This is a genomic window from Ammoniphilus oxalaticus (assembly GCF_003609605.1).
GTDB lineage: Bacteria > Bacillota > Bacilli > Aneurinibacillales > RAOX-1 > Ammoniphilus > Ammoniphilus oxalaticus.
Map to the genome: position 1 here is coordinate 389,410 of NZ_MCHY01000006.1, position 13,815 is coordinate 403,224.

General features: G+C 43.8%; 16 protein-coding genes and 1 pseudogene. 9 read left to right on the top strand and 8 right to left on the bottom strand.

Translation table 11 applies throughout. The annotated features are described in order from the left end of the window. Positions 1-11: 11 nt before the first annotated feature. Together BEP19_RS03970 and BEP19_RS03975 are read left to right on the top strand one after the other, a co-directional pair. Positions 12-680, top strand: coding sequence for a class I SAM-dependent methyltransferase (locus BEP19_RS03970; protein ID WP_120188529.1), 669 nt, complete (start codon positions 12-14; stop codon positions 678-680). A 32-nt stretch (positions 681-712) separates the two neighbouring features. Then, entirely contained in the window at positions 713-1,558 is an 846-nt protein-coding gene (locus tag BEP19_RS03975) for a DUF364 domain-containing protein (RefSeq protein ID WP_120188530.1), read from the top strand. A gap of 105 nt (positions 1,559-1,663) precedes the next feature. Here BEP19_RS03975 and BEP19_RS18110 read toward each other — a convergent pair whose 3' ends face one another. Continuing rightward, positions 1,664-1,786, bottom strand: coding sequence for a hypothetical protein (locus BEP19_RS18110; RefSeq protein WP_281269264.1), 123 nt, complete (start codon positions 1,784-1,786; stop codon positions 1,664-1,666). Between the two features lie 44 nt (positions 1,787-1,830). Continuing rightward, positions 1,831-2,670: a transcriptional regulator gene (locus BEP19_RS03980; RefSeq protein WP_120188531.1), complete on the bottom strand. Its 840-nt coding sequence runs from the start codon at positions 2,668-2,670 to the stop codon at positions 1,831-1,833. 138 nt (positions 2,671-2,808) lie between these two features. On the opposite strand from BEP19_RS03980, the gene BEP19_RS03985 reads away from it, so the two are divergent. Continuing rightward, complete coding sequence (locus tag BEP19_RS03985; RefSeq protein ID WP_120188532.1) at positions 2,809-3,462, top strand: SDR family oxidoreductase; 654 nt, start codon at positions 2,809-2,811, stop codon at positions 3,460-3,462. Between the two features lie 136 nt (positions 3,463-3,598). Here BEP19_RS03985 and BEP19_RS17535 read toward each other — a convergent pair whose 3' ends face one another. Then, complete coding sequence (locus BEP19_RS17535; RefSeq protein WP_170145248.1) at positions 3,599-3,754, bottom strand: hypothetical protein; 156 nt, start codon at positions 3,752-3,754, stop codon at positions 3,599-3,601. 242 nt (positions 3,755-3,996) lie between these two features. Then, on the bottom strand, positions 3,997-5,097 hold the full coding sequence (locus tag BEP19_RS03990; protein ID WP_120188533.1) for a stalk domain-containing protein: 1,101 nt from the start codon (positions 5,095-5,097) through the stop codon (positions 3,997-3,999). A 521-nt stretch (positions 5,098-5,618) separates the two neighbouring features. On the opposite strand from BEP19_RS03990, the gene BEP19_RS03995 reads away from it, so the two are divergent. After that, the gene (locus BEP19_RS03995; protein ID WP_245983306.1) at positions 5,619-7,223 is read left to right on the top strand and encodes an FMN-binding glutamate synthase family protein; all 1,605 of its coding nucleotides are present in this window, start codon (positions 5,619-5,621) and stop codon (positions 7,221-7,223) included. Between the two features lie 203 nt (positions 7,224-7,426). Here BEP19_RS03995 and BEP19_RS04000 read toward each other — a convergent pair whose 3' ends face one another. Beyond that, a complete protein-coding gene (locus BEP19_RS04000; protein ID WP_281269265.1) occupies positions 7,427-7,756 on the bottom strand; it encodes a DUF4282 domain-containing protein in 330 nt (109 codons plus the stop codon). Positions 7,757-8,131: 375 nt separating this feature from the next. On the opposite strand from BEP19_RS04000, the gene BEP19_RS04005 reads away from it, so the two are divergent. Then, complete coding sequence (locus BEP19_RS04005; protein WP_120188534.1) at positions 8,132-9,160, top strand: PTS sugar transporter subunit IIC; 1,029 nt, start codon at positions 8,132-8,134, stop codon at positions 9,158-9,160. 178 nt (positions 9,161-9,338) lie between these two features. Here the strand turns inward: BEP19_RS04005 and BEP19_RS04010 are convergent, their stop codons facing one another. After that, positions 9,339-10,157: a stalk domain-containing protein gene (locus BEP19_RS04010; protein ID WP_120188535.1), complete on the bottom strand. Its 819-nt coding sequence runs from the start codon at positions 10,155-10,157 to the stop codon at positions 9,339-9,341. Positions 10,158-10,372: 215 nt separating this feature from the next. On the opposite strand from BEP19_RS04010, the gene BEP19_RS04015 reads away from it, so the two are divergent. Beyond that, on the top strand, positions 10,373-11,536 hold the full coding sequence (locus BEP19_RS04015; RefSeq protein WP_120188536.1) for an MFS transporter: 1,164 nt from the start codon (positions 10,373-10,375) through the stop codon (positions 11,534-11,536). Positions 11,537-11,741: 205 nt separating this feature from the next. Here the strand turns inward: BEP19_RS04015 and BEP19_RS04020 are convergent, their stop codons facing one another. Beyond that, positions 11,742-12,128 (bottom strand): nuclear transport factor 2 family protein, encoded by a 387-nt coding sequence (locus tag BEP19_RS04020; RefSeq protein ID WP_120188537.1) that lies wholly within the window; start codon positions 12,126-12,128, stop codon positions 11,742-11,744. 178 nt (positions 12,129-12,306) lie between these two features. On the opposite strand from BEP19_RS04020, the gene BEP19_RS04025 reads away from it, so the two are divergent. The 3 genes and pseudogenes from BEP19_RS04025 (at position 12,307) to BEP19_RS18265 (ending at position 13,208) form a co-directional block, all read left to right on the top strand. After that, a complete protein-coding gene (locus BEP19_RS04025; RefSeq protein ID WP_120188538.1) occupies positions 12,307-12,756 on the top strand; it encodes a DUF3908 family protein in 450 nt (149 codons plus the stop codon). Between the two features lie 58 nt (positions 12,757-12,814). After that, positions 12,815-13,000, top strand: a pseudogene (locus tag BEP19_RS18260) (alcohol dehydrogenase catalytic domain-containing protein); the annotation flags it as partial. Beyond that, positions 12,996-13,208, top strand: coding sequence for a hypothetical protein (locus BEP19_RS18265; RefSeq protein ID WP_425452710.1), 213 nt, complete (start codon positions 12,996-12,998; stop codon positions 13,206-13,208). The pseudogene BEP19_RS18260 and the gene BEP19_RS18265, both read left to right, overlap by 5 nt. 65 nt (positions 13,209-13,273) lie before the next feature. Here BEP19_RS18265 and BEP19_RS04035 read toward each other — a convergent pair whose 3' ends face one another. Further along, positions 13,274-13,474 (bottom strand): YwbE family protein, encoded by a 201-nt coding sequence (locus tag BEP19_RS04035; protein WP_120188539.1) that lies wholly within the window; start codon positions 13,472-13,474, stop codon positions 13,274-13,276. Positions 13,475-13,815 lie beyond the last annotated feature (341 nt).

Below are 13,815 nucleotides of genomic sequence, written 5' to 3' on the forward strand. Positions count from 1 at the left end.
GGGATAGAAACATGTCAGCTATGAAAGATCGTTTAAAAGGGGATCAGGTTCAAGCTACACGTTCAGAATCGGAGCTGGAGCTTCATGTGAATGACCACCGTGAACTTGTAAACGCTGATTTACAGCAAATCATAACGAAAATAAAATATTGGAAAATCCTTACGCGTCCATGCAAAATGTTGGATTTGAGCCATCCATATGGATTGTACGCGTATGAATTTTCTCGATTATATACAAATGTTGACGCAACCGTTCTAATTGACCAAGCAGGCAGAACTTTTATGAATGAATTAATAGGCAGGGATAAAAGCGCGCAAAAAATAACAGTCGTTAATGATGGATTATCCTCACTTGATCCGAAATCTTTTGATATCGTAATTTGCTCTCATACACTTTATCAACATCGGAAACAACTTGTGCCGACCTTAACTGAGATTTCAAACTATATACGATCGGGTGGGCTATTGATTTCCAATCATTATTTTTGCAGTCCGGATTGCGGGGAACAGGATAGCGGTCTCGATGAGCTCGGCCAATCTAAAAAATTATTTGATCATCCATTATGTGATGTTGAGCGGTTTAGGGAATTTATTGAACGATCCAATTTTACGATTCACCGATCGGGTGTATATCCTAGTTTATTCGGTGATTGTCATTTTGAAATTGCAAAAAAGATATGAGATGAGATTTCAGGGTTTAAGGGGGGATCAATATGTTGGATGTCATTGTGAAAGATGATATTTTACAAGCGAGTCTGAACGAGATTACCGAAATTCTCGGAGAAGAGCGATTGGCATCGATTACGATTGAACGGGCAGTGATCGGATTGTTTTTCATCGGGGTAAAACTCAGCAATGGATATGGAGGTGTAAGTTATACACCGATCAAGTCGATTCCTGGGGCCGTTTGTTGTCCAAGCTCGGCTTCGGGATTTCCGATTCCTGGTAAAATACAAGGAGCGAGAGTAACGAACTATGTGAAGGATATTCATTCACAGAGCGCTGTAAGAAAATCATTTGCGATCGCGGTGTTAAACGCGTTGTCTCATGCTTGTTTGGATGCTCGGGAACCACAAAATTTTGTCGTTGAAAAAGGTGTGGACCCACTCGATGTCATCGATATTCCTGGGGACGCTTTGGTTGTTGTGATCGGGGCTCTAGTTCCTTATTTGCGCCGTTTTAAAAAGAATAAGCAACCGTTTCTTGTGCTCGAATTGGACGCAAGAGCGTTAAAAGAGGAGGAAATGCCGTTTTTTAGACATGCCGATCAAGCGCGAGAAATCATTCCACAAGCGGATGTATTGATTACGACGGGGACAACCTTAATAAACGATACAATTCATAGTTTGCTATCCTACTGTAAAAGGGAGGCGCAGATTGTGATTGTCGGACCAACAAGCAGTATGCGCCCTACGCCTTTCTTTCAACGAGACGTGGACGTTGTCGGCGGGGTTTTAGTCACAAAACCAGACGAACTTTTAGATACATTAAGCGAAGGGGGATCGGGCTATCACTTCTTTGGTAAAACCGCGGAGAAAGTGATTTACAGACCGATCTAGTTATAATCATCGTAAGTGATGTACTTTTGGAGGAAAAAAGCTATCTTTGATCATCAGTTCGCTGATCTTCTTAGATGGCTTTTTTCAATTAGTAGATCATGACGTTTATGCCAGCAAAATGCTCACGTTCTCGTCGTGATGCCCTTCATCATGACGTTTATGCCAGCCAAATGCTCGCGTTCTCGTCGTGATGCCCTTCATCATGACGTTTAGGATCGTGCTTCTCACTTGTTCACGTCCTGATGTCCTCGCCTACGAGACATGTCCGCCTCTCAATCTATGAATTCAGGTTCGCTTCCCACAATTTTATATTTTTCTTCTTCGACGATCGTTCCATCTTCTTTTTTCTTCTGAAAAATGAGGAGATCAGATCCATCACTCATTTTCCGTTGCGCGGTTTCATATATGTACCTTTCGCCATTTTCTATCCTTTCTTTAGTGCCGAGCCAGTAGGGGCAGCTATGGATTAAAGTACGATCTTTTGCCCATTCACCAAACAAACGATTGGAGGCTTCGACATGGATTGTCGGTAGTTCTTTCTCAACATATCTCGCGCTTACTTCGGCAGATCTTCCGATGCTTTTTAAATAGGCCCGCGCCTGTTCTTCTTGTTGTTTAACGAGCTCTGGATATTCGTCGTGAGCGGCAAATAGTCTCGTGTGTAATTCGGGCGGAAACATTTCCTTTAGTGAATTGGCATAGAGTGAGCCATCCAACGGTTCCTTATATTCTAGCAATGTGTAACCGCCGTTTTCGTCTTTCGAAAAAGTCATGATCGTTGGGATCGAGCCAGTCCCGCCTACGATTGTAAAAATACCATTCTCAAAACCGAAGGCGCCATAGCTGGCGATCATATACACTTTCACCCCACCATTTATTCGCTCTGTATCAAGGATGATGTGTCCTTCCGTTGTTGTTTCTGCCTCGGCAGAGGAGTTGTATTGCGCTAGAATCGCTTGACTGACCGCTTCTTCGAGAGTTCCCTCATTTTCAGGCGCATCTTGGATGGCTCCATCGAGTGGCTCAGGCTGTGTAACTTTCGTTTGGGTTGAACAGGATGTTAAACTAAACGCTAGGAACAGCGTTAAACTTGCAAAGTATAATCGTTTCATAGGCATCTCCTCATGTTAAAACATTTCCTACCATTTCAATCATAAAAGGGGAGTGAGGGTCTGTCAACGATGTGTAGATATGGATTAGTATGGTATCCTTTTGGATGAAGCTCGTGAATAGAAGAAAGGAGCAGGTACATGAAAACGCTAATTATCGGGGCGAATGGCCAGATTGGGCAACTTCTTGTCCAAAAGATACAACAAACGAATGGACTGACAGCGGTGGCGATGGTTCGAAAAGAGGAGCAGGCCGCCACATTTAAAAAGCAAGGTGTGGAGACCGTTGTAGTTGATTTGGAGCATTCGGTTGATCAGATCGCCGCAGCGGCAAAAGGCGTCGATGCGATTGTGTTTACAGCCGGTTCGGGTGGACATACGGGCGCGGACAAAACGATGCTGGTCGACTTGGACGGAGCAATTAAATCGATGGAAGCGGCTCAGCAAGCGGGTGTGAAACGCTATATCATGGTAAGCGCGATCGGGGTTCATCATCGAGATAAATGGTTACCTCGCGCCCCGCATTATAGCGCGGCCAAACATTACGCGGATCGTTGGTTGGAGCAAAGCGGGCTTGACTATACGATTGTTCGTCCAGGTCCTTTGACGAATGATCCGGGAACGGGGCAGGTGAGCATTGCGGTGGATCTAGAGCGAGCGTCGATTCCTCGCGAAGATGTTGCCGCAACCATTGTAGCCGCCCTAAAAAATAATCACACTATCGGCAAATCATTTGATCTGGTTGGCGGGGATACGCTAATTGAAGATGCGTTAAACAGGTTTATAGACCAGTAAAATTTTTTGCTTATAAAAGCCAAAAATAGCCCTACACCATTTATGTAAAGAGGTGTAGGGCATTCGGGCTCGTCTTGGAATATCACTAACTTTCTTCGGCAGCCCTTTTTTAGTTATCATATGTTAGCAATCGGCCTTAAATCAGCTCTTTATTCTTAAACAAAAACTCCATCACACGATCAAATTCAGGTACATTCGGTGTAATCAAAAACACAGGAAGAAGCATGATGACAAACAGAATGGCTAAATAGGACACGATAAACCTCCCAAACCACCTCGTAAGCGCTTTCATGTGTCATCATCCCCTTTCTGAATTGTCTAAATATTCTAACACGTAAAGTTAATTGTGTCAAATGTGTGAACAAAATTTATTGTTTTGTCATGATTCAGCTTGCGGGAAGGGATTACCTGGGACGCGCCAGCGCTTTCGGTTTTGTAGCAAAATAAAAATCCCGGCAACGCTGCGCGAAGCAGGTTGAAGGGATTGGTGAATATGTATATAGAGCGATTTTCGATTGAATCTATCCTTTTCAACTAACGATTCGTCATCATTTCTACTGTTCGTTCTTCTTCATTCCATTCGACCGAGGCGCCGAGGGATGTTGAAAAGAAGCTAAGCGGAACCATCGTTCGATTTTCAACAATTTTTGCGGGCGCATCGATTTCGGTCAGAACGCCATTCATTCGCGCGGACTTGGAATCAACTGTTAATTGGATGGTCGTGTGGTCTTTCGTGATCGTTACAGTACGCGTTATCGGTTCCCAATCGACTTGACCCTGCAAAACGTTAGCAATCCCAGCTAAAGGAACTAGAGTTCGACCGTTTTGTATAAATGGCTGGACATCAAAGGTATGATATGCGCCGTTGATTTTAATCTTAATCGGTTGTTGGCTTCTTGGAACGACGACCAAGGCGTTGCTCAGTAAGCGACCAGGCGCGGTGATGTATTTGCCAGAGGCATACAGACCAGAGGATGCGCCGCCGTCCATATTAAGCGCAGAATCAAGTCCAAGTTGTTTACAGATTTGAGCCAGTTGAGGTAAGGTCACATTTGGAACAGTGCCCATGACTAGTTTTTTGTCTGCGGTGTAGCCAATAAAACTTCTTTGACCGCTTAACGTTGTTAGTTTAGGATCCGTCATGCCTTCGGCAAGTGGATTGAGGACGATCTGACCATTTTTCAACAGGGTCGGTCCCGCGCTTGTCATATGCTGAAAATCGTCGTGATGTAAGTCCGTAATTCCGCCAATGCTCGGTGTGTTATCTTGCTTGAACCCGATTGAGGCCCCTGTCCACCCTTGATTTTTCAAGTCGCGATCGATTAAGATCGTTCCCCAGGGCGGCTTAAAATCCCCTTTTTCATACGACATAAAAAAAGTTCCGTTCATAGCTGCGAAGGCGTTGGACCGTTTGGCCATACTTTCAAGGCTCTCTGTTGCCCCTATCTGATTCCGCGCCAGAACAGGTTTCACCTCGATATTTTTATTGTTTAAGTCAATGTATACGAGGGATACGTTTTTCCCATTGATCCGTTTGGTTGCCTGGGCGACACTTGTTTGATGAGCATCCCCAGAATTGTATGGCAAAATTAACAACAGGATCGTAAAAGATAGGATGAATTTAAGTAGTTTCAAAGCTATGACCACCTATTCGATAATTTAAATCATCTAGGACTAGTATAGCAGACCTAGGTGAAAAGTTGTGTGTTTTGTGGGTGAAAAGGGGATTGCGGGAAAGGGTAACGTTAAGATTTTGCAAGGGTCAGCACCCATTGAGCAATTACGGCAGGAAGCAACGCATGCTGTTCTAGAGGCGCGATTTAAAAATGGGGCATATCTTTGTCATCGGATACATACGTCTTTATAGAGAGCCTGCTTTAAAGTCATTGCGCAGCAAAACAAAAAACGTTGATTGCCGACTGATTCCGTTTGAAACGATCGAAAATCGCTTCAGAACGTCTTGGTCAATGAAATCGTTTGCAAATAGAAAGAAAATGCTCCCGCTTCATCAACTTCGTTTGATCTACTCTCAGATTTTTTCCTACATTGATATGTTCAATCCTTCACGAACTTATGTCTCTATTTGTGCTAGCTCCATCAATCATGCGCAGCCTCGTGGTGATTCATATCATTCAAATGAAATGGAGTTTTTTTATTTGAATACACTAACAATAATTGCGATCATCGTTTTGGCTATCTTACTTGTCATGTTTCTTACACCTGTCGTTTTTTTAATGTATGTTTATCGCCTGGACAGAAAACAAGAACAACACTCGATTCTTAAGAACTTTCCATTATTGGCGCGGGCCCGCTATTTTTTAGAACATATTGGCCCTGAGCTGAGGCAGTACATCATGGATGGGGATAATGACGGCAAACCTTTTACCCGATTGGATTTTCAAACGATAGTAAAGTCGGGGAAGTATTTAAAAACCGTCATCGGCTTTGGATCAAAGCGAGATTTCGATCAAGCCGGTTATTATATTAAGAACACGTTGATTCCGAAACAAATGAATGAATTGCGGGTCGATAACACCGAGAAAATTCAGACTAAAATGTATATTGAAAAAGATTATTTATTTTCACGCACGGATATTCCGACAGAAGATACGATCGATAAATGGCTGCTTGCTGATGAGGACGCTGTCGTGGTCGGTCCAAACTGTAAGCGCCCTTTTGTCGTAAAAGGGCAAATAGGGATGGGCGGGATGAGTTACGGAGCGTTAGGAGATCACGCGATCTCTGCCTTGTCGCAAGGATTGGGTATGGCGGGGGGAACGTGGATGAACACAGGAGAAGGCGGACTGTCTGAGTATCATTTGAGCGGTGGCGTAGATATTATGATGCAAATTGGCCCCGGGTTAAACGGGGTTCGCGAGTTGGACGGTACTTTTTCATGGGAAAAATTGAAAGAGCAAAGTTTAATTCCGCAGGTGAAAGCATTTGAACTCAAATTAGGGCAAGGGGCCAAAATTCGCGGCGGCCATTTGGACGGAAAAAAGGTAACGCCAAAGATTGCGCAAACACGCGGTGTTGAACCGTGGAAAACGATCAATAGTCCGAATCGCTTTAAGGAATTCCACGACATCCCGTCGATGCTAGATTTTGTGGATCAAATCAAACAACACACGGGTAAACCCGTTGGCATTAAAATTGTGATCGGGGACCATAGCGACATGGAGGAACTGGCTAATCAGATGCTGGATCGCGCAAAATATCCCGATTTTATTACGGTTGATGGGGGAGAAGGAGGGACGGGGGCAACCTACCGCGAAATGGCGGACTCTGTCGGGCTTCCTTTGCGAGCCGCATTACAAATTGTGGACCGAACGTTGATCACTTACGGACTGCGGGATAAAATTAAAATTATTGCCTCTGGCAAATTATTTTCCGCGGACCGGATTGCGATTGCGCTTGGGATGGGCGCCGATCTTATTAATATTGCGCGCGCGTTTATGATTACGGTTGGCTGTATTGGAACAGAAAAGTGCCATACGGGTGAATGCCCGGTCGGCGTTGCGACGACAGATCCAAACCTGCAAAAAGCTTTAGTCGTGGAAGAAAAAAAGTACAGGGTACTGAATTATTTGGTCACCTTACGCCAGGGGCTGTATGCTTTATCCGCGGCGACGGGACTGGATACGCCAACTCAATATAGTCAAGAACATATCGTTTATAAAACGAGCGATGATCAAGTTGTCAATTTGAGAACTTTAAATCAGGCCGCTAAAAGAGAACAGGATCCCCCGATTGAACGCTAAAAGGGAGGGCCTTACGCTACTTGCTCTGGTGTCCTTATTTGCGCGGCGAATGAGAGGGAAGATCGGTCCTCGACCCGGGCAGTTATTTGGATTCAAGAAACCTCTGTCTAGTCATTAGCAGGGGATTAAAAAAGAAACAGTCACCTTAAGCATAAGGTGACTGTTTTGGTTTTCGAAATAACGGATCGGCCGCTATTTAAACGTTATTTATTTTTTAATTCTACCAATGATTCGTGAATTTTAAAAACAATAATTAGTAGCTCACACTGTACTCTTACGATAATAGGAGAAAATATTAATGTTAAAATACCGATAAATACTTGAACGCCGCCACCATACGCGGTTAGCCCCGCTAAGATCAAGCTTAATGAGAATACAACACAAATGACAAGTCCAATCCAAAAAATAATCTTAATAATAGCTGGAGTAATCATCTTATCAAAGTTTAGAAATGTATTGAGAATGCCTTTTTTTTTTTCACATTTTCTAATTCCTGTTTTATCTCGTTCATTCTGCTTTTCCCTCCTGAACAAACATTTTAAAGCTAACTAGACAAGTCTGGAATCTTCACTACTTTATACTTTAGTAACTTAGAAAGTTAAATATGCCTTTACTGGTCAAGGCACCCTTGTCTAATTTTGTCTAATTATAGCGCCCGTTCAAGTGATTGTAAATAATGGGTTTAAAATGGGAATTTAAAGTGAGTACAAGTTGATCAAATCGAACAATCTTGCGTTCAGAGCTCAACCTGGCTTTAAGCCGACTTGCGCTTTTGTGAAAGTTTCCTATAATAGAACGTGAGTTTTTATATGAAAAAGGGGCGAGAAGCGATAACCTGAGGAAATCGCTTGAGAAGTCACGACACCTATGTGAAATGACTCACAAATACTTTGTAAAGGGAAAAAAAGATGCGAACATTTTTGAAAAAGCAAGGGGTGTTACTTTCTCCGCGAGAGTACATTATTACGGCGCTCAGTTATATGGCTTTGGGACTTTTTTCATCTTTAATTATTGGTTTGATTATTAAAACGATTGGCGAGCAAATTCCCAATCCAATGATCAGCGAATTCCTGACTGAAATGGGTAAATTCGCTATGGATACGAAAATTATGGGCGGCGCGATTGGCGTGGCGATCGCTTATGGCTTGAAGGCTCCGCCGCTTGTTTTATTCTCGGCGTTGTTCGCGGGGGCTTATGGGGCGGAGCTTGGCGGTCCGTCTGGGAGTTACGTGGCCGCTTTGTTTGCGACGGAGTGTGGTAAACTCGTTTACGGATTGACGCGAGTCGATATTTTAGTCACACCGTTTGTAACCATTTTCGTCGGATTCTTTACGGGGAAGCTAATTGGCATTCCAATCGACCAGTTCATGACCTGGTTTGGCGGCGTCATCAATTGGTCTACGGAGCAAAGACCGTTTGTGATGGGCATCATCGTGGCGGTGTTAATGGGGTGGGCCTTGACGGCTCCGATATCGAGCGCGGCGATTGCTTTTATGCTTTCATTAGATGGGCTCGCGGCTGGGGCGGCGACGATTGGTTGTTCCGCGCAGATGGTCGGCTTCGCTGTCCAAAGTTATCGGGAAAACGGGGTCGGCGGATTTTTGGCGCAAGGCCTCGGAACATCAATGTTGCAAGTGCCGAACATCTTAAAAAAACCGCTGATCATCGTTCCACCCACGATTGCGGGAATGGTGTTGGCCCCGATTGGCACCGTCTGGCTGAAGTTGGAGAATAACGCGGCGGGGGCGGGGATGGGAACGAGTGGGTTTGTTGGACAGATTATGACGTTTGAAACGATGGGTTTTACGAGCGATGTGTTGATTGCGATTCTAGGCTTGCATTTTATTGCCCCCGCGTTGATTAGCTGGGTGATTATGGCCTATTTCAAAAAGCGTGGCTGGGTTAAGCATGAAGATTTGGTGATTCAATACGAATAGAGGAATCTGCTCGCTTTTAAGCGCGTAAAAGGACAAGCTTAAGCGCGGTGGATCGTTCGCCTCGCGGAAAAGTGGAGGACCGCTGCTCATATTTTTCGAATGGAACGTTTAGAATGAAAAAAGCGGTTGCTCTCATTAAAATGAAAGCAACCGCTTTTTATTATGAATCTCCCGATCGCTAATTCATCTCCACAAATCGCCCTTGCTTGAACTCATACACATTTGTGGTCGTCCGGGCTTCGCCGATTTGTTTGTTGTTTTCTAGGGAAATGGTTTTTTCTGTTTGCCAGTAGTAGAGTTGTCCCTGATCATCGTTCAATTGGTAACCGCCCATGATGAGGTGTTGCTTGTTTTGAAAAATGGATCGATCCTTGAGTGTTCCGCTCCAAGACTCTATCCACTGACCTCGTTCATTCATAAACATGAGATGGGCCTCTCGAACATCGACCCCTGTTCCGCCTGAGCGCGTGGTTAGTTTATACATCGGAATTTCAACGCCATCTACAGAGAAATTTTTTATCCCCCAGGACTCAACGCGCCACGGTTGTTCATAGATCAGTTGATAGGAATCGTTGGCTTGTTCGTGAAAAACGAAGAAATTTCCGAGATGAACGGCGCCATCTATTTTTGCAAAGACGAAGGATTCGTGATTCAAATCATCCTTCACTTCCTCCACGGATAACCCATCGAAATAATAATCATCTTTCTCTTTTCCTTGTTGTCGGATCCATTGTTCAACTTCATCTTTCCTTATTTCCGTTTGGATGTTGACGGACTGTGTTTTCGCGTCCCAATCCACGCGGCTTCCGATCGCTTCGGCTACGGCGCGAACAGGCGCAACGACTCTGCCATTTTCAAATTTCGCTTCATTCGCTTGATTCAGTGGACTCCCATTGACGAATATCGTAACGGGACTTTTCGCTAAGGCGGTTCCCCCTAAAATCACACACGCTCCAAAAATGGGAAGCAATACGCGCAATCGCGTCTTGTTTTTCATGCCGCTCAGTCTCCTTTTCAAAGATCTACATTTATTAGTCGATTTAAAGTAAATGAAAGTTACTGATCTCAAGGTAGTTATTCGACTTAACGTGAGGATTTCCTCCAAACTCCAAACTGGGCTCGAACACACCTTGATCCTACCTTATCGTTTAGGAACAACTTGTCTTAAAGTTTCGCGTTTATCATTTGGGCCTAACATCGTATAATAGGAGCATGACAATCTTCATTTATCTCATCATCATGATTTCGTTTGTGGATACATTTTCGCAATTACCGATTATGAGTCCATTTGCGCAAAGTTTAGGCGCGACTCCTTTTTTTATTGGAGTCGTTGTGGGTATGTATTCGTTGACGAATATGGTTGGAAATATATTCTCAGGATTTTGGATTGATAAGGAAGGAACGCGGCGCGTGTTGTTGTTCGGACTGGTTGCTTCTGGATTGGTGTTGTTCGCCTATGCGTTTGTGAACACTGTTCCACAGTTATTGGTTGCCCGTTTTCTCCATGGATTAAGCGGTGGTATTCTCGTGCCGGCGGCGTTTACATTTTTAGCGAATCGGGGTGATGGCGCGAAACGGGGGAAAACGATGGCTTTATCCGGCGCGGCGGTCGGTCTTGCTGCCGTGATTGGTCCTGCTTTTGGAGGAATAGTAACGAGTAAATTTGGGATCGAGTGGGTCTTTATCGTGATCGGTTCCTTAATGATCGTAACTGCAGGTGTTACTCGTTGGTTGCTCCCGCATACGCCTGCCCAGCTGACTGAAGTTAAACAGGCGGGTCAGCAAAACACGACTTCTTTTGTAGGCTTATTAAAAGTATTGCCGTTGCTGTACGCTTATATTGGTTCATTTTCTTTAATGTTTGCCCAAGGCGTGTTAGCGTATATGTTGCCATTGAAGGTCGAAGCATTGAATTATGGCAGCGCATTAAGCGGCATGCTGTTCGGCGTATTTGGGATTACTGCAATCTTTATTTTCATTTTGCCGACCAATCGCTTGTTTGATCGTTTCCCGCACGAATATACGATGACCGTTGGGATGGTGATCATTGGGGCGGCTTTATTTTTGTTAAGCATGGTAACGGGTCAAACGGTCATGTATGGCATCATGATGCTTTATGGAACGGGTTTCGCGTTTATTTTCCCTTCGATCAACGCTTTGATCGTTCAACATACCAGCGCGGAGAACAGGGGAAAAGCGTTTGCTGTCTTTTATGCTCTCTTTTCTTTAGGAGTTGTTGTCGGTTCGTTCGTAACGGGTGTATTTGATTTGAGCGCGGATACCTCTTTTGTCGTAGGTTCAGCTGTTCTCATTGTCAATAGTATTGTGATTTGGACGCTCAGTTTACTCGCCTTGAAACGGGAGTCGCTTGTTTGAAAAGCTGGAAGGGGGGCGGCGTGTCGTGGCTCTAAGGGTCAAAAGCGCCACTGCATCGGAGAAGATTCCTGCGCGTGCCTTGCAGTGGTCGAATGCGCCGTTACAGAATTGGTAATTGAGGTGTTAACGTCAAGAAAAAGGAAAAGAAGTGGCTCTAGAAAACGCTCATTGTCGATCGTTGCTAGAGCCATTTTCATAAAGGAAGTTAAAGCTGCGGTTGGGCGCTGTCGCTCGGTCCGTGGTAAGCTTTCATGTCAATAATTTTCCCAGTGTTGTCAAATGTCATCACATCAATCGCTCGCGTGACCCGCTTTTGTCCATCGATGACCATATGAATGGTGAAGGCCATCGCCGCGTAGTTACTGTACGAACTTCGAATCGGTGTATCTAACTCCAATCTTTCGACAACCTTGACAGCGCCTTTGTAGAAGGTAGTAATTGCTTCTTTTCCTTGGACGATTTGCTCACTGCCAACGGGATCTTCAATCCTCGCATTGTCTGCAAAAAGGGTAATGATCGCGTCCGCATCCTGTTGGTTAAACCCATCTAAATATTGTTGTAAAGCTGCTTTCATCTTTTGTTCGGTAAGCACATCCAGCCACTCCTTTTAAAATGCCTATTTTGGGATCTCGTTTGTATCCTTTGTTTAACGCCCCTCTATTATTTCGACTTGATTACTTTAATTCAACGGAGTATTAAAGTAAAGGACGATCCGCCAAAAAATGATAAGATAATTGAGTAGTTCACATGCAAAAGAAAGGGGAACGACCATGATTTTCAATTTGGACACAATTTATGAAAATATTCATCTGACAGATATTCCAAAAGGGTATGAACGAAACAGCATTGAAACAGCGATTAATCAAATCAAAACATTGGGATTGGAAGAGGGCTTGCTGCAACTATACCCGCAAGGGATTTACACAGAGGAAATGCTCAAGCTTTTGTTATTTCACAAAAACAATTTCACAGTTGTTTCCATTGAATCGAAAGATAGTCGAACGAAACTACGTTTTGAAACGATAAAATATAAGGCGATCGTATCAATTGAGCTTGAGATGAGTGATAGAGGGAACAAATATCGCCAACTCTCTCTTGGCTTTGGGTTCGGTAATCCAATTAAATTGCACAGCTACGAAGATACCAATATGCATTGGTCAGACCCATTTATGGAGAAAATCGAACATATTTATAGAATTATACGAGCAGGCATCGAATGAGCATTTACCTGACCTCGTTTGAACTACTCGTGATTAAAATCACGAGATTCCTAAGTAAGAAGTAGGGCCTGACGTAACAAAAGTGAAAAAAGGGGATCGCGTCGTCATTCCGTTCACAGTCGCTTGTAGCGTCTGCGTCTACTGTGAACAAGATTTGGAAAGTCAATGCGATAACTCGAATCCGCGCTATGATTCCGGCGGCTCTTTTGGTTTTTCTGAAAAATATGGCGATTACCCCGATGGACTTTGCAGATCACCGGAATTTATGGCGGCCTGTACAATATGTTCCCGCTCGCCATTACATGCCTTATTTATATGAAGAGATTAAAAACGGTGATCTCGATCCGACAAAAATCATTACACACACGATGCCACTAGAAGAATCCGCGCTTGGCTATCGAATTTTTCAAAATAAAGAAGATAATTGCATTAAAGTTGTCCTCAAACCATAGTTTGACGCTGTCGGCCTCGGATTCGAGGCCTTAAAAGTCTAAATAGGAAGTGGAGCTGTCGCTAGCTACCCTTCATTCATAATTTCCTTCACTCTTCCAACGACGCCATCTTCAAGCATTACCTTTATTCCATGGGGGTGGGTTGCTGAGTTGGTCAAGATCCGCGCAACGATTCCATCTGTTAATTTCCCCGAACGCTGATCTTGCTTTTGCACAACTTTCACTTTCGTCCCCTTTTTTATTTGTCCGCGTTTTGTTCCTTGCATTTTTCTGCTCCTTTACACCGTAAATTTTAATTAGCACCATCATACCACAGTGGGAATCGGCGCTTAAAGGCATTTTCGATGCATAGAGATCTTTCCATCCTCTTACGTCGGTCTTTATCCCAAGATAATTCATACAACTTTCATAATTTGACGTTTAAACGAACTTAATTGTCTCATTTTACCGGAAAAATGGCGGGAACAATTGTATAAAAACAAACGTTTTGATACTTTGTAGGTAAAGCTTATTAACGCTTTTATGCGCAAAAGGGCGTGACAAATTGGGAGGGGAAATATCATGAATAAAAAGGGTGAAAAGTGGCTAATGGGATTGTTCGGTGTCA